Source organism: Pseudomonas yamanorum (genome assembly GCF_013386765.1).
Taxonomy (GTDB): Bacteria; Pseudomonadota; Gammaproteobacteria; order Pseudomonadales; family Pseudomonadaceae; genus Aquipseudomonas; species Aquipseudomonas yamanorum_A.
Genome location: NZ_JACARE010000014.1, coordinates 294,039 through 309,843, shown reverse-complemented (window position 1 = coordinate 309,843; position 15,805 = coordinate 294,039). Strand labels below are relative to the sequence as shown.

General features: G+C 61.5%; 15 protein-coding genes. 1 reads left to right on the top strand and 14 read right to left on the bottom strand.

Annotation, left to right across the window (positions count from 1 at the left end):
* Positions 1 to 8 precede the first annotated feature (8 nt).
* Complete coding sequence (locus HX875_RS09930) at positions 9 to 1,172, top strand: hypothetical protein (RefSeq protein ID WP_177043049.1); 1,164 nt, start codon at positions 9 to 11, stop codon at positions 1,170 to 1,172.
* A gap of 33 nt (positions 1,173 to 1,205) precedes the next feature.
* Here the strand turns inward: HX875_RS09930 and HX875_RS09925 are convergent, their stop codons facing one another.
* The 14 genes from HX875_RS09925 to flhA all read right to left on the bottom strand — a co-directional run bounded on the left by HX875_RS09925 (position 1,206) and on the right by flhA (position 15,679).
* Positions 1,206 to 1,601 carry a DUF2802 domain-containing protein gene (locus HX875_RS09925; protein WP_177043048.1) on the bottom strand — a complete coding sequence of 132 codons (396 nt, stop codon included), beginning with the start codon at positions 1,599 to 1,601 and terminating at the stop codon, positions 1,206 to 1,208.
* Positions 1,602 to 2,087, bottom strand: a complete 486-nt coding sequence (locus HX875_RS09920) for a chemotaxis protein CheW (RefSeq protein ID WP_003210641.1) — start codon at positions 2,085 to 2,087, stop codon at positions 1,602 to 1,604.
* A 72-nt stretch (positions 2,088 to 2,159) separates the two neighbouring features.
* Positions 2,160 to 2,972, bottom strand: a complete 813-nt coding sequence (locus HX875_RS09915) for a CheW domain-containing protein (RefSeq protein WP_177043047.1) — start codon at positions 2,970 to 2,972, stop codon at positions 2,160 to 2,162.
* A 151-nt stretch (positions 2,973 to 3,123) separates the two neighbouring features.
* Positions 3,124 to 3,912, bottom strand: coding sequence for a ParA family protein (locus tag HX875_RS09910; protein WP_093207498.1), 789 nt, complete (start codon positions 3,910 to 3,912; stop codon positions 3,124 to 3,126).
* Between the two features lie 51 nt (positions 3,913 to 3,963).
* On the bottom strand, positions 3,964 to 4,851 hold the full coding sequence (gene motD / locus HX875_RS09905; RefSeq protein WP_177043046.1) for a flagellar motor protein MotD: 888 nt from the start codon (positions 4,849 to 4,851) through the stop codon (positions 3,964 to 3,966).
* Positions 4,852 to 5,059: 208 nt separating this feature from the next.
* The gene (locus HX875_RS09900; RefSeq protein ID WP_010166125.1) at positions 5,060 to 5,800 is read right to left on the bottom strand and encodes a flagellar motor protein; all 741 of its coding nucleotides are present in this window, start codon (positions 5,798 to 5,800) and stop codon (positions 5,060 to 5,062) included.
* Positions 5,800 to 6,921, bottom strand: a complete 1,122-nt coding sequence (locus tag HX875_RS09895) for a protein-glutamate methylesterase/protein-glutamine glutaminase (protein WP_177043045.1) — start codon at positions 6,919 to 6,921, stop codon at positions 5,800 to 5,802. The genes HX875_RS09900 and HX875_RS09895 overlap by 1 nt, the downstream gene beginning before the upstream one ends.
* Before the next feature lie 49 nt (positions 6,922 to 6,970).
* A complete protein-coding gene (locus tag HX875_RS09890; RefSeq protein ID WP_177043044.1) occupies positions 6,971 to 9,196 on the bottom strand; it encodes a chemotaxis protein CheA in 2,226 nt (741 codons plus the stop codon).
* A gap of 11 nt (positions 9,197 to 9,207) precedes the next feature.
* Entirely contained in the window at positions 9,208 to 9,996 is a 789-nt protein-coding gene (locus tag HX875_RS09885; protein ID WP_177043043.1) for a protein phosphatase CheZ, read from the bottom strand.
* Positions 9,997 to 10,014: 18 nt separating this feature from the next.
* Entirely contained in the window at positions 10,015 to 10,389 is a 375-nt protein-coding gene (locus HX875_RS09880; RefSeq protein WP_005790040.1) for a chemotaxis response regulator CheY, read from the bottom strand.
* A gap of 170 nt (positions 10,390 to 10,559) precedes the next feature.
* Positions 10,560 to 11,300, bottom strand: coding sequence for an RNA polymerase sigma factor FliA (gene fliA, locus HX875_RS09875; protein WP_010166121.1), 741 nt, complete (start codon positions 11,298 to 11,300; stop codon positions 10,560 to 10,562).
* Positions 11,297 to 12,130: a flagellar synthesis regulator FleN gene (gene fleN, locus HX875_RS09870; RefSeq protein WP_003192912.1), complete on the bottom strand. Its 834-nt coding sequence runs from the start codon at positions 12,128 to 12,130 to the stop codon at positions 11,297 to 11,299. Before fleN ends, fliA begins: the two co-directional genes overlap by 4 nt.
* A 106-nt stretch (positions 12,131 to 12,236) precedes the next feature.
* Positions 12,237 to 13,553 (bottom strand): flagellar biosynthesis protein FlhF, encoded by a 1,317-nt coding sequence (gene flhF / locus HX875_RS09865; protein ID WP_177043042.1) that lies wholly within the window; start codon positions 13,551 to 13,553, stop codon positions 12,237 to 12,239.
* A gap of 11 nt (positions 13,554 to 13,564) precedes the next feature.
* Positions 13,565 to 15,679: a flagellar biosynthesis protein FlhA gene (flhA, locus tag HX875_RS09860; RefSeq protein ID WP_218170939.1), complete on the bottom strand. Its 2,115-nt coding sequence runs from the start codon at positions 15,677 to 15,679 to the stop codon at positions 13,565 to 13,567.
* Between the last annotated feature and the right edge of the window lie 126 nt (positions 15,680 to 15,805).

Sequence of the window (15,805 nt, the reverse complement as noted above, 5' to 3'; positions counted from 1 at the left end):
ATAAACCCATGAGCCCTACCCGCCCGATTCTCAGTCGAAAGCTACTCGCCGAAGCCCTCGCCCGCGATTTGGCAGGCGAGTCATTTGCCGATTACAGCTCCGGCATGTTCCTAGCGGCCCCGCGCCGTACCGGCAAGAGTACTTTCCTGCGCAACGACCTCATCCCCGAATGCCGGGCGCGAGGCTGGCTGCCGGTGTACGTGGACCTTTGGATGAACCGCGAAATCGACCCCGCCGAACTGATTTCCGGCGCCATCGGCAAAGCCCTGGGCGAGTTCGAAAGCGCGGTGAGCAAAGCGGCCAAGAAAGCCGGTATCGAAAAGATCAGCTTGCTGCGCACCTTGAGCTGGGATTTCACCAAACCTCAACTGCCCGCCGGCACCACGCTCGCCCATGCCCTGGACGTGCTGCACCAAATCTCGGGGCAAATGATCGTGCTGATCGTGGACGAGGCCCAGCATGCCCTCAACAGCGAAAATGGCGTGAACGCCATGTTCGCGCTCAAGGCGGCACGGGACCATCTCAACGGCGGCAGCACGGCAGACGGCCTGCGACTGGTCTTCACCGGGTCCAGCCGGGACAAGCTGGCCAACCTGGTACTCAAGAGCAAACAACCGTTCTTCGGCGCCCATATCACGCCGTTTCCGCTGCTGAGCCGGGATTTTGTCGAGTTCGTGACGGACCTGTGGAACCAGCGCCTGGCCGCGACCAACCAGTTCAACCTTGAGGACATGGACTACGCATTCCAGCTCGTCGGCCGACGCCCGGAAATGCTCAACAAACTGTTGACCGAAGTCAGCGTGGGCCTTGGCGAAGCCAGCAACCTGGGCGAATTGCTGAGGACCGGGGCACTCAATCACCAGGCCGGAATCTGGAGCGACTACGAGAGCGCCTACAACGACCTGTCACCCTTGCAACAAGCAGTGCTGGAAGTGATGGGTGAACGAACCCTGGGCAAGCAAGCGTTCTCGCCTTTTGCGGAAAAAACCTTCCAGGATATAAACAGCAAATTGGAACTGGCCCAGGCTGAGCCGAACGCCAGCACGCCAAACGTTCAGAAAGCCCTGGAAGTGTTGCGGGAGAAGGAGTTGGTCTGGAAAGCCAACCGTGGCGAATACGCCCTGGAGGACTCGACCATGGCCGAATGGCTGAGCAACCGGCATCAGCTATAAGCTGCAAGCAACCCCGCTTGCAGCCCGTAACCTTCAGTTGCTCTTGTGCAACTTGCTCATCAACTGCGCCTCGGCCTGGGTCAACCCGCAGGACTGGGTCAGCTCATCTACCGTGGCGCCCATGCCCACCAGCTTCGCCGCCTGGGCGAACGACAGGCTCGACGGGTCGCGCTGCTCCAGTGCCGACAGTTTGTCCGGCAACGGCGCAAGCACCGCACGCAGCTCGTGCACTTCATCGCCCACACGCACAGCGCTCTGCTGGAAGTTGTCGACCCGCTTGGCCAGCTCCAGGATCCGCCGGTCGCGCACAGCGTCGCGCTCGACCTGTCGAGAGGCCAATTCCCGTTGCTGGCGCACATAGCGCAGCAGGAAGCCCAGGGTCCCGGCCCATAGGATGGCCAGGACGATCACCGCTACCTCAAGGAACAATCAGATATTCTCCAGATCCTGCCACTCTTCTTCACTCATCATCTTGTCCAGCTCAACCAGAATCAGCAGTTCGCCGTTCTTGTTGCAGACACCCTGGATGAACTTGGCCGATTCTTCGTTACCGACGTTCGGCGCGGTCTCGACCTCAGATTGGCGCAAGTAAACCACTTCCGCCACGCTGTCGACCATGATCCCGACCACTTGCTTGTCGGCTTCGATGATCACGATGCGGGTGTTGTCGTTGACTTCGGTCGGCACCAGGCCAAAACGCTGGCGGGTGTCGATCACGGTCACCACGTTGCCGCGCAGGTTGATGATGCCCAGCACGTAGCTTGGGGCACCCGGAACCGGGGCGATTTCGGTGTAGCGCAGGACTTCCTGCACGCGCATCACGTTGATGCCGTAGGACTCGTTATCCAGCTTGAAGGTGACCCATTGCAGGATTGGATCATCCACCAGACCTTGTGCGGACACTGACTTGTTCATACTCCAGACCCCTTCAAATACCGTTGGTTACGGTGTGTGTTCTTGGGCAGCGCCTGGGCGCTGCGCTTGTTATCAAGTGCGTTTGTTAAGCGGCATATCCTTCACCGCGCCACTGGCAATCAGCTCCGCCAGTTCGGCGACATCCAGCAGCGCGCACATGTGTTCGATCACAGTGCCCGCCAGCCATGGTCGCTGCCCGCGGTGGCTGCGCCATTTGATTTCGTTGGGGTCCAGGCGCAACGAGCGGCTGACTTGATGCACCGCCAGCCCCCATTCGTAGCCCTGGACCGAAATAACGTATTGCAGGCCCTGGCGGAAATCATCCCGGTAGCGGTCGGGCATCACCCAACGCGCAGTGTCCAGTACCTTCAGGTTGCCCTGCTGGCTCGGCAGGATCCCGAGGAACCATTTCGGCTGGCCGAACAACGGCGTCAACTCCTGGCCTTCCAGGGAGTAGATCGACCCCAGGCACACCAGCGGCACCGCCAGGGTCAGCCCGGCGACGTCGAACAGCAAACATTCGAACGGCTCGGCGGCCCACGCCGGGCGACCATCGCCCTGCACCGGCGGCGGGGTGATGCTCGGCGGCAGGTGAACCTCAACCACCGGCTCCACCACCACGGGCGCAATCACCGCCACAGCCTCAACAGGCACGGGCACGGGTACGGCAACCGGGACCGCTACGGGCACCACCAACGCATCACGGGCCTGTTCTTCCAGGACCGCCAATTGAAACTCGTCCAGAACCGCCGGCTCAGGCTCGATGACTTCATCGAGGATCAGGATCGGTTCCGGCATTTCCTCGGTGGCGTCCTGGAGCAAGGCGTCCAGATAGGACTCCAGCGCCAGTTGCGGCCGGGTCTTGAAATCAACGGGACGGTTCATCTGTATGCCCACGCGCAAGCCCCATCAACCCTGTACTCAGAGGTTATCGGCCTGTGGGTGTCCGGACTTGAATCGGGAGCCGGTTTTGCCAGGAAAACCGCGGCGTCTGCATCGCTGGCAAGCCAGGCTCCTACAGGGATGTTTAGGGTCATCACGCCACCTGCGCCACAAGTTGTTGGGACAACAGGTGCTTGAGCAACGCCCGATACGCCAGCACACCACGGCTCTTGCCATCGAATTGCGACGGCGTAAGCCCGGCCCGGCTCGCATCCCGCAGGCGCGTGTCCACCGGGATATAGCCTTGCCAGATGGTGTCCGGATAGGCATCACGCAATACGCGCAAGGTGCCGAGGGAGGCCTGGGTGCGGCGGTCAAACAGGGTCGGCACGATGCTGAACGGCAGCGCCTGTTTGCGCGAGCGGTTGATCATTGCCAGGGTGCTGACCATGCGCTCCAGGCCCTTGACGGCCAGGTGCTCGGTCTGCACCGGGATCACCAGCTGTTGGCTGGCGGCCAGGGCGTTGACCATCAGCACGCCCAGCAACGGCGGGCTGTCGATGATGGCGTAGTCGAAGTCCTGCCACAGCTGCGCCAGGGTCTTGGCGATTACCAGCCCCAGGCCGCTCTGCCCCGGCGACTGGCGCTCAAGGGTGGCCAGGGCGGTGCTGGACGGCAACAACGAGATTTTTTCATTGCTGGTAGGCAGCAACAGTTGGCCCGGCAAGTCGGTCGGCACGCTGCCCTTGTGCAGGAACAGGTCGTAGCAACTGTGCTCCAGGGCATCCGGGTCGTAGCCGAAATAGCTGGTCATGGAGCCGTGGGGGTCCAGGTCGACCACGACCACACGCTTGCCGGCCTCGGCCAGCAAGCCGGCCAAGGCGATGGACGTGGTGGTTTTACCGACACCACCCTTTTGATTGGCAACTGCCCAGACTCTCATTCGGATTGTTCCTCCCGGCAGGCACAGGCTCGACCGAGAAATTGCATGGGGTTATAGAGCCGGTGACGGAGAATTGACGGCACTCCCGCGAACCGGCGCCTTTACGGGCGCTGGTGCAGTTTGTGTGCCAGCCCGCTTCAAGGCGGCATCCGGTGTTGCATTGGCAGTGCCGGTACCGGTCAGGCTGCGGCGCACATCCAGGTTGCGCGACACCACCAGCACCACCCGACGGTTGCGCGCACGGCCTTCAGCGGTAGCGTTATTGGCCACCGGCTGGAACTCGCCGTAGCCCACCGACGCCAGGCGTCCGGGGTTCACGCCCTGCATCGCGAGCATGCGCACAATGCTCGCCGCGCGGGCCGAAGACAGCTCCCAGTTGGTCGGGTATTGCGCGGTGCTGATGGGCAGGTTATCGGTGAAGCCTTCCACGTGGACCGGGTTTTCAAACGGTTTGAGGATCGCCGCCACCTTGTCGATGATGGTGAATGCCTGGTCGCTGGGCATCGCATCGGCGCTGGCGAACAGCAGGCTGGAATTCAGCTCGATTTCCACCCACAACTCGTTGCCACGTACGGTCATCTGGTTGGAAGCGATCAAATCACCAAAGGCTGCGCTGATGTCATCGGCGATGCTTTTCAGCGGGTCGCTGGTGCCACCGATGCCGGCGGCGGTTTCATCGCTGTCGTTGACCAGCGGCTTGGCCGGGGTCACGGTCTTGGGGCGTTCTTCGCCGATGGGAATCGGCTTGAGCGCGCGGTCGGCGTCGCTGAACACGCCGATCAGCGCCTGGGAAATGACTTTGTACTTGCCTTCGTTGATCGAGGAAATGGAGTACATCACCACAAAAAACGCGAACAGCAGCGTAATGAAATCGGCGTAGGACACCAGCCAGCGTTCATGGTTGACGTGTTCTTCAGGCTCGCGGCGGCGACGGCTCATAGAACCTCCCCGAGTTTTTGGGTATAGGGCTCACCGTGGCGAGCGAGCTTGCTCGCGCTGGGGCGCGAAGCGGCCCCAACAAGCTCACCGCTGCTCTCCTGCCGAAACCGAGTAGCCCGTGTTGGGGCTGCTGCGCAACCCGACGCGAGCAAGCTCGCTCGCCACAAAAAGCCCGTTCGCCAGCGGGAAGCCGTATCGATATCCATCATCAATCCATGAAGCCCTGGAGCTTCAATTCGATGGAGCGCGGGTTTTCACCCTCGGCAATCGAGAGGATGCCTTCGAGCAACATCTCGCGATAACGCGACTGGCGCATGGCGATGGACTTGAGCTTGCTGGCCACCGGCAACAACACCAGGTTGGCACTGGCCACGCCGTAGATGGTGGCGACGAACGCCACGGCAATCCCGCTGCCCAGCTGCGACGGATCGGCCAGGTTGCCCATCACGTGGATCAAGCCCATCACCGCACCGATGATGCCGATGGTCGGCGCGTAGCCGCCCATGCTTTCAAAGACTTTGGCTGCGTTGATGTCGCGGCTTTCCTGGGTGTAGAAATCCACTTCCAGGATGCTGCGGATCGCTTCCGGCTCGGCACCGTCCACCAGCAATTGCAGGCCTTTACGCGCGTAGCTGTCGGGCTCGGCATCGGCCACGCCTTCCAGGCCCAGCAGGCCTTCCTTGCGCGCCGTGAGGCTCCAGTTGACCACGCGGTCGATGCCACCCGGCAGGTCGACCCGTGGCGGGAAGATGATCCAGATGAGGATCTGCATCGCGCGCTTGAACGAGCTCATGGGCGACTGCAGCAACGCCGCGCCCACGGTGCCGCCGATCACGATCAACGCCGCCGGGCCGTTGGCCAGGGCACCCAGGTGGCCGCCTTCGAGGTAGTTGCCGCCGATAATCGCGACAAACGCCATGATGATGCCAATCAGGCTCAAAACATCCATTAGAGGCAGGCCTCCACCAGGTGCTTGCCGATGTCGTCCAGGCTGTAGACGGCGTCGGCCAGGTCGGCCTTGACGATGGCCATCGGCATGCCATAGATCACGCAGCTGGCTTCATCCTGGGCCCAGATTGCGCTGCCGCCCTGCTTGAGCAGGCGCGCGCCTTCACGGCCGTCGGCGCCCATGCCGGTCAACACCACCGCCAGAACTTTGTCGCCGTAGGACTTGGCCGCCGAACCGAAGGTGATATCCACACACGGTTTGTAGTTCAGGCGTTCGTCACCCGGCAGGATTTTGATCGCGCCACGGCCGTCGACCATCATCTGCTTGCCGCCAGGGGCCAGCAGCGCCAGGCCCGGACGCAGGATGTCGCCATCCTCGGCCTCCTTGACGCTGATGCGGCACAGCTTGTCCAGGCGCTCGGCGAAAGCCTTGGTGAACGCAGCCGGCATGTGCTGAATCAACACGATCGGCGCCGGGAAGTTGGCCGGCAGTTGGGTCAACACCCGCTGCAAGGCAACCGGGCCGCCCGTGGACGTACCGATGGCCACCAGCTTGTAGGCTTTGCGCTTGGGTGCCGGCGAATGCGCGGTGGGCGCAGTTGCACGCACAGGAGCCACAGCCGGACGCGCAACCGGCGCAGGTGCCGGGCGCCCAAAGGTGCTCGGGGCTGACGGTGGTGGCGTAACGGGCGCTGGCGCCGGCGCACTGAACAGGCTGCGACGGTTGCTGCGGGAGATGCTGTGCACCTTCTCGCAGAGCATCTGCTTGACCTTCTCGGGGTTGCGCGAGATGTCTTCGAAATTCTTCGGCAGGAAGTCCACCGCGCCAGCGTCCAGCGCATCCAGGGTGACCCGGGCGCCTTCGTGGGTGAGCGAGGAGAACATCAACACCGGAGTCGGGCAGCGCTGCATGATGTGCCGCACCGCCGTGATGCCGTCCATCATCGGCATCTCGTAGTCCATGGTGATCACGTCCGGCTTGAGGGCCAGGGCCTGATCGATCGCCTCTTTGCCGTTGGTGGCCGTGCCGACCACCTGGATATTGGAATCCGATGAAAGAATTTCCGAGACGCGGCGGCGGAAGAAACCTGAATCGTCCACCACCAGGACCTTGACTACCATAAACACTCCGTTAGGCCGGGCGAGGGACAACCGCCCTGCCCGGGCCGAATCAAATACGCCGTGCGGCGTAACGCTTGAGCATGCTCGGAACATCGAGAATCAGCGCGATCCGACCGTCACCGGTAATGGTCGCACCCGACATGCCCGGGGTTCCCTGCAGCATTTTGCCCAAAGGCTTGATGACCACTTCTTCCTGGCCCACCAGTTGATCGACCACAAAGCCGATACGCTGGGTGCCCACGGAAAGAATCACCACATGGCCTTCGCGCTGCTCTTCATGCTTGGCCGAAGCCACCAGCCAACGCTTGAGGTAGAACAGTGGCAACGCCTTGTCGCGCACGATCACCACTTCCTGGCCGTCCACCACGTTGGTGCGCGACAGGTCGAGGTGGAAGATTTCGTTGACGTTGACCAGCGGGAAGGCAAAGGCCTGGTTGCCCAGCATCACCATCAGGGTCGGCATGATCGCCAGGGTCAACGGCACCTTGATGACGATCTTCGAGCCCTGGCCCTTGGTGGAGTAGATGTTGATCGAGCCGTTGAGCTGGCTGATCTTGGTCTTCACCACGTCCATGCCCACGCCACGGCCCGACACGTCGGAAATCTCGGTCTTGGTGGAGAAGCCCGGGGCGAAGATCAGGTTGTAGCACTCGGTGTCGGTGAGGCGGTCGGCGGCGTCCTTGTCCATCACGCCACGCTTGACCGCGATGTTGCGCAGTACCGCCGGGTCCATGCCTTTGCCGTCATCGGTGATCGACAGCAGGATATGGTCGCCTTCCTGTTCGGCCGCCAGGATCACTTTGCCCTGGCGACTCTTGCCCGAGGCTTCGCGTTCTTCAGGCGTTTCGACGCCGTGGTCGACGGCGTTGCGCACCAAGTGGACCAGCGGGTCGGCCAGGGCCTCGACAAGGTTTTTGTCGAGGTCGGTTTCTTCACCCACCAGTTCCAGGTTGATTTCTTTCTTGAGCTGGCGTGCCAGGTCGCGAACCAGGCGCGGGAAGCGGCCGAAGACTTTCTTGATCGGCTGCATCCGGGTCTTCATCACCGCGGTCTGCAGGTCGGCAGTGACCACGTCGAGGTTCGACACGGCCTTCTGCATGGCCTCGTCGGCGCTGTTCAGGCCCAGGCGCACCAGGCGGTTACGCACCAGCACCAGTTCGCCGACCATGTTCATGATGTCGTCCAGGCGTGCGGTATCAACCCGCACGGTGGTTTCGGCTTCACTGGCCGGTTGCTTGTCGGGAGCCGGGGCAGCGGCGGCACGCGCAGGAGCGGGAGCCGGGGCAGGTTTGGCAGCCACCGGCGCAGCAGCGGCCTTGGCGGCCACCGGAGCCGGCGTTGCCACCGCAGCGGCTGCACTGGCGGCCGGTGCAGCAGCGCCGGCGACTTCGGTGAACTTGCCCTTGCCGTGCAGCTCATCCAGCAAGGCTTCGAATTCGTGATCGGAGATCAGTCCATCGGCGGACGGTGCGGCGGCAACGGCAGCGGCAACCGGTGCGGCAGCGGTTGCAGTCGCGGCAACTTCCGGCAGCGCATCGGCGGCAAACGAGCCTTTGCCGTGCAACTGGTCCAGCAGCGCTTCAAATTCGTCGTCGGTGATTTCATTGCTGGCAGGCGCCGCGGCTTCCGTCGGCGCTGGCGCAGCGGCCACCGCGTCGGGGGCAAACTGGCCCTTGCCGTGCAACTGGTCGAGCAACGACTCGAACTCGGCGTCGGTAATGTCTTCAGTGGTCGGCACCATCGCCGGCGCACTGGCTGCGGGCGCTTCGGCTTCGGCCTTGACGGCGTTCAGCGAGTCCAGCAGTTGTTCAAATTCGCTGTCGGTCACGTCGCCCGCAGGCTCGGCGACCGGTTCAGCCACCGCTTCCACCACCGGCGCGTTGGCCGCAGGTTCCGCCAGGCGCGCCAGGGCGGCCAGCAGTTCCGGCGTGGCCGCAGTGATGGGTGCACGTTCGCGCACTTCACTGAACATGCCGTTGACCGCATCCAGCGCTTCCAGAATCACGTCCATCAGTTCCGAGTCGACGTGCCGCTCACCCTTGCGCAGGATGTCGAACACGTTCTCGGCGATGTGACAGCACTCCACCAGCTCGTGGAGCTGGAGGAAGCCGGCGCCCCCTTTTACAGTGTGAAAACCGCGAAAAATTGCATTGAGCAGGTTCGCATCATCCGGTCGGCTTTCCAGCTCGACCAGTTGTTCGGACAGTTGCTCTAAAATTTCGCCGGCCTCTACAAGGAAATCCTGAAGGATTTCTTCATCGGCGCCGAAGCTCATGGGTGTGCTCCTTAGAAGCCTAAACTGGACAGCAAATCGTCTACGTCGTCTTGCCCGGATACAACGTCTTCACGTTTATCGGCATGAATCTGCGGACCTTCACCCTTGGCGAGGTGTTTTTGTGGATCTTTTTCAGAAAGGATCGCTTCGCGGTCATGTTCGATGCCGGCAAACCGGTCAACCTGACCCGCCATCAACACCAGTTTGAGCAGGTTGCTTTCCACTTCGGTGACCAATTGGGTCACGCGCTTGATCACCTGACCGGTGAGGTCCTGGTAATCCTGGGCCAGCAGAATGTCATTGAGGTTGCTGGAAACCGTGCGGTTTTCCTGCTCGCTGCGGGACAAAAAGCCCTCGACCCGACGCGCCAGTTCACGAAACTCTTCAGCGCCCACTTCCCGACGCATGAACCGGCCCCAATCGTTGCTCAGGGCCTTGGCTTCACTGGCCATGCCGTTGACCAGAGGCGTGGCGTTTTCCACCAGGTCCATGGTGCGGTTGGCCGCCGCCTCAGTCAGCCTGACCACATAGGACAGGCGTTCGGTGGCATCAGTGATCTGCGAGATTTCTTCGGCCTGGGGCATGTGCGGGTCAATCTGGAAATTGACGATCGCACTGTGCAACTCACGGGTGAGCTTGCCCACTTCCTGGTACAGGCCGCGGTCACGGGTCTGGTTGAGCTCATGGATTAACTGCACCGCATCACCGAACTGGCCTTTTTCAAGGCTTTCGACGAGTTGATGAGCATGTTTTTTCAGGGTCGACTCGAAGTCGGCCTGCGATGATTCTTTATGCTCCATAGCTCCCCCGTGGCAGCATCAATGACCGATGCGTTCGAAGATTTTTTCGATCTTCTCTTTCAAGGCCAGTGCAGTGAATGGCTTGACCACGTAGCCGTTGACCCCGGCCTGGGCGGCTTCGATGATCTGTTCACGCTTGGCTTCAGCGGTCACCATCAGCACAGGCAGGCTGCGCAGTTTTTCATCAGCGCGCACGTGGCGCAGCAGATCGATACCGGTCATGCCCGGCATGTTCCAGTCCGTTACCAGAAAGTCGATGCTCCCGCTGTTGAGGATCGGAATCGCCGTAATGCCGTCATCCGCCTCGACCGTGTTAGTGAACCCAAGGTCACGCAACAGGTTTTTTATGATCCGCCGCATCGTTGAGAAGTCATCAACGATGAGGATTTTCATGTTCTTGTCCAATTCGACCTCCAAGCAGTCTTAAACGCGCCCAGCACCTGGGCGCGCCATATCAATCAACAGGCGTTACACAAAAAGGACTACCGGGGGCGCACCACGGGCCAAGCCCGTCCGGGCGCAAGGCCTGGACGGTATCGTTCGCAGTGTCCCCACACTGCCTGTCAGCGCGCTCGCCACTCTCCCAAACGCCCCCGCAAGCGGGCTGCGCACTGGCTGTGTAACTGGCTGACCCGCGATTCGCTGACTCCCAGGACCTCACCGATTTCCTTGAGGTTCAGCTCTTCGTCGTAGTACAGCGCCAACACCAGTCGCTCACGCTCCGGCAAATTGGCAATCGCGTCCGCCAGCGCAGTCTGGAAGCGTTCATCTTCCAGATCGCGTGACGGTTCGAGATGGGCACTCGCGCCGTCCTCGTGCAGCCCTTCATGTTCGCCGTCCTGTAAAAGGTCGTCGAAACTGAACAGGCGGCTGCCCAAGGTATCGTTCAAAATCCCGTAGTAATCGTCGAGACTCAATTGGAGTTCGGCCGCAACTTCGTGATCTTTAGCGTCGCGACCGGTTTTTGCTTCAATTGAGCGAATTGCGTCACTCACCATCCGCGTATTGCGGTGCACGGAACGCGGCGCCCAATCACCTTTACGCACTTCATCGAGCATGGCCCCACGGATACGGATACCCGCGTATGTCTCGAAACTTGCGCCCTTGCTCGCGTCGTACTTGGTCGACACTTCGAGCAAGCCGATCATCCCGGCCTGGATCAAGTCCTCGACCTGGACGCTGGCTGGCAGGCGTGCCAGCAAGTGATAGGCAATGCGCTTGACCAGAGGCGCGTAGCGCTCGATCAACTCGACCTGACTGTCACGTGCCGACTTCTTGTAAAGGTTGTAGCCGCTGGCTGTCATAGCACCGGTCCTGCGCTCGTCTGATGCACCAAACGCTCGACGAAAAACTCCAGATGCCCCCGGGGATTGGCGGGCAACGGCCAGGTATCGACCTTCTGGGCAATAGCCTTGAACGCCAATGCGCACTTCGAACGCGGGAACGCTTCATAGACCGCACGCTGCTTTTGCACGGCCTTGCGTACGCACTCGTCGTAGGGAACTGCGCCGACGTATTGTAAGGCGACATCGAGGAAGCGATCCGTGACCTTGGTCAACTTGGCAAACAGATTGCGCCCCTCTTGCGGGCTTTGGGCCATGTTGGCCAGTACGCGGAAGCGGTTCATGCCGTAGTCACGGTTGAGCAGTTTGATCAGGGCGTAGGCGTCGGTGATCGAGGTCGGTTCATCGCACACCACCAGCAGCACTTCCTGGGCTGCGCGCACGAAGCTGACCACGGACTCGCCGATCCCGGCGGCGGTGTCGATCACCAGCACGTCGAGGTTGTCGCCAATGTCGCTGAACGCCTGAATCAGGCCGGCGTGTTGCGCCGGGCTCAGGTGCACCATGCTCTGGGTGCCGCTGGCAGCCGGCACGATACGAATCCCGCCGGGGCCCTGCAACAGCACGTCGCGCAGCTCACAGCGGCCTTCGATCACATCGGCCAGGGTATGTTTGGGCGTCAGTCCCAGCAGAACGTCGACGTTCGCCAGACCCAGGTCAGCATCCAGCAGCATGACCCGACGGCCAAGCTCTGCCAGGGCCAGGGACAAATTCACTGACACGTTAGTTTTCCCGACGCCACCTTTGCCGCCGGTCACCGCGATCACCTGTACGGGATGCATGCTGCCCATTTTATTTCTTTACCTTGTCTTGCTTAGACGCAGGCTACATAAGTTGGCCGCGGGAACTGCTGGCAGACCATCGATGTAGATACTTTGCACTGTGTTCATGTTGACCTCAGCCAACTCGTTTGTTCGGGCTGTGGTAGAGGTCAGCGAACATGTCGGCCATCGCTTCCTCACTGGGTTCTTCCTGCATTTGCACGCTGACAGCCCGGCTGACCAACTGATGACGGCGCGGCAGATGCAAATCATCCGGGATCCGCGGCCCGTCGGTCAGGTAGGCGACCGGTAATTCATGGCTGATAGCCAAGCTCAATACTTCACCCAGGCTCGCCGTTTCATCCAGTTTAGTCAGGATGCAGCCCGCCAGCCCGCAGCGCTTGTAGCTGTGGTACGCGGCGGTCAATACCTGCTTCTGGCTGGTGGTGGCAAGTACCAAATAGTTTCTGGATTTGATCCCGCGCCCGGCGAGGCTTTCCAGCTGCATGCGCAGGGCCGGGTCGCTGGCTTGCAGGCCGGCGGTGTCGATCAGTACCACGCGCTTGCGCAGCAGCGGGTCGAGGGCATTGGCCAAGGACTGGCCCGGGTCGACATGGGTCACCGGCACATTGAGGATACGGCCCAGGGTCTTGAGCTGCTCCTGGGCGCCGATGCGGTAGCTGTCCATGCTCACCAGGGCGATATTCTGCGCGCCGTACTTGAGCACATAACGCGCCGCCAGCTTGGCCAGGGTGGTGGTCTTGCCCATGCCGGCAGGGCCGACCATGGCAATCACGCCGCCTTCTTCCAGGGGTTCGATTTCCGGGGTCACGATCATCCGCGCCAGGTGAGCCAGGAGCATGCGCCAGGCCTGCTTGGGGTCTTCAATCTGGGTGGTCAGTTGCAGCAGGTCGCGGGACAACGGGCCGGACAGGCCGATGCGTTGCAGGCGACGCCACAGGTTGGCCTGTTGCGGCTGGCTGCCCTGCAACTGGTTCCAGGCCAGGGAGCCCAACTGCACTTCCAGCAATTCACGCAGGCCGTTGAGCTCAAAACGCATCGAGTCGAACACACGCTGGTCCACCGTCGGCGCCGGGGCGGGCGCAGCAGGACGCGGCGGTTCAACGAAGGTCGGCTCTACCAGAGGCTCGGACGCCGTCAGCGGCAGGCCGGCAAACAGCTGGCGATTGGTGGTGGCATCGCTGTCGCCACGCATGCTCAGTTCAGCCTGGGCCGAGACAATGCGCGAAGCGGTCTTGCGCAGCTCGTCTTCCAGTTCCATGTTCGGCACACGCGGCGCCAGGGCCGAGGGCTTGTAATCCAGGGCAGCCGTCAGCTCGACGCCGCCGGCAATACGACGGTTACCGATAATCGCAGCGTCGGCGCCCAATTCATCACGTACCAGTTTCATGGCCTGACGCATATCGGCGGCGAAAAAACGCTTCACTTGCATATCCCACTACCTCAGCCGTTGGGCCCTACTGTCGCGACGATAGTCACTTGCTTATTGTCAGGAATTTCCTGGTAAGCCAATACATGCAAATTCGGAATAGCCAGGCGTCCAAACCGCGACAACATCGCCCGCACCGGCCCTGCTACCAGCAGGATCACCGGATGACCTTCCATTTCCTGGCGTTGGGCGGCGTCAATCAGTGAACGCTGCAGCTTCTCGGCCATGCTTGGCTCCAGCAACACGCCTTCATCAGCGCCCTGCCCTGCCTTCTGAATACTATTGAGCAATATTTGTTCCAACCTTGGTTCCAAGGTGATCACAGGCAGCTCGGAGTCAAGCCCTACAATGCTTTGGACGATTGCACGCGACAATCCGACGCGCACCGCGGCCACCAGCGCGGCAGTATCTTGACTCTTGGCGGCATTGTTGGCGATAGCCTCGGCAATGCTGCGAATATCCCGCACCGGCACCTGCTCGGCCAGCAGCGCCTGCAGCACCTTGAGCAGTTGCGAGGTGGACAACACCCCCGGTACCAGCTCTTCGGCCAGCTTTGGCGAGGCCTTGGCCAGCAATTGCAAGAGTTGCTGGACTTCTTCGTGGCCGATCAACTCGTGAGAGTGCTTGTACAGAATCTGGTTGAGGTGGGTGGCAACCACGGTGCTGGCGTCTACCACGGTGTAGCCCAGCGACTGCGCCTGGCTGCGCTGGCTGATTTCGATCCATACCGCGTCCAGGCCAAAAGCCGGATCTTTGGCGGTAATCCCGTTGAGGCTGCCGAATACCTGGCCAGGGTTGATCGCCAGTTCGCGGTCCGGGTAGATCTCGGCTTCGGCCAGGATCACCCCCATCAGGGTCAGGCGGTAGGCGCTCGGGGCCAAATCCAGGTTGTCGCGGATGTGCACGGTGGGCATCAGGAAGCCCAGGTCCTGGGACAGCTTCTTGCGCACGCCCTTGATCCGCGCCAGCAATTGACCGCCCTGGTTGCGATCCACCAGGGGAATCAGGCGGTAGCCGACTTCCAGGCCGATCATGTCGATCGGGGTCACGTCGTCCCAGCCCAACTCCTTGGTTTCCTGGGCCCGGGCCGGCGATGGCAGCAGTTCCTGCTGGCGCGCCACTTCCTGCTGGGCAATCACTTTGATGTTGTTTTGTTTTTTCCAGAACAGGTAGGCACCACCGGCGGCCATGGCGGCCATGCTCAGGAACGACACATGGGGCATGCCCGGCACGATACCCATGATCGCCATGATGCCCGCCGCCACGGCCAGCGCCTTGGGCGAGGCAAACATCTGCCGGCTGATCTGCTTGCCCATGTCTTCGGAGCCCGAAGCACGGGTCACCATGATCGCCGCAGCTGTAGATAACAACAGTGATGGCAATTGCGCCACTAAACCGTCACCGATGGTCAGCAGGGCGTAAACCTTGCCCGCATCGCCGAAGGTCATGCCGTGCTGGAAAATACCGACCGCCATGCCGCCGATCAGGTTGATAAACAGAATCAGCAGGCCGGCGATGGCGTCACCGCGCACGAATTTGCTGGCACCGTCCATGGAACCGTAGAACTCGGCTTCCTGGGCGACTTCAAGACGGCGGGTCTTGGCTTGGTTCTGGTCGATCAAGCCGGCGTTGAGGTCGGCGTCGATGGCCATCTGTTTGCCGGGCATCGCGTCGAGGGTGAAACGCGCGCTCACCTCGGAAATCCGCCCGGCGCCCTTGGTCACCACCACGAAGTTGATGATCATCAAGATGGCGAAAACTACGATACCGACCACGTAGTTACCGCCGATCACCACCTCACCGAAGGCCTGGATCACCTTGCCCGCGGCGGCGTGGCCATCCTGGCCGTGGAGCATCACCACCCGGGTGGAGGCCACGTTAAGCGCCAGCCGCAACAGGGTGGCAATCAGCAGAATCGTCGGGAACACCGCGAAATCCAGCGGTCGCAGGGCGTATACGCACACCAGCAGCACCACTACGGACAGGGCGATGTTGAAGGTGAAGAACACGTCCAGGAGGAACGGCGGCATCGGCAACATCATCATTGCCAGCATCACCAGCAACAACAACGGCACACCCAGATTGCCTCGCGAGAGGTCAGTCAGGGTGCCACGGGCCGTGCTGAGCATTTGAGAGCGATCCACCGGTATTCCTCGTGTCCTTGAAGCAAACTTTTGACGCCGGGAGGCGTCCTGGAGGCGCTATTGCAAGAAGCCTTCCAACTTTTGCTTGAGGAGGCAGATCGGTCCCACGGA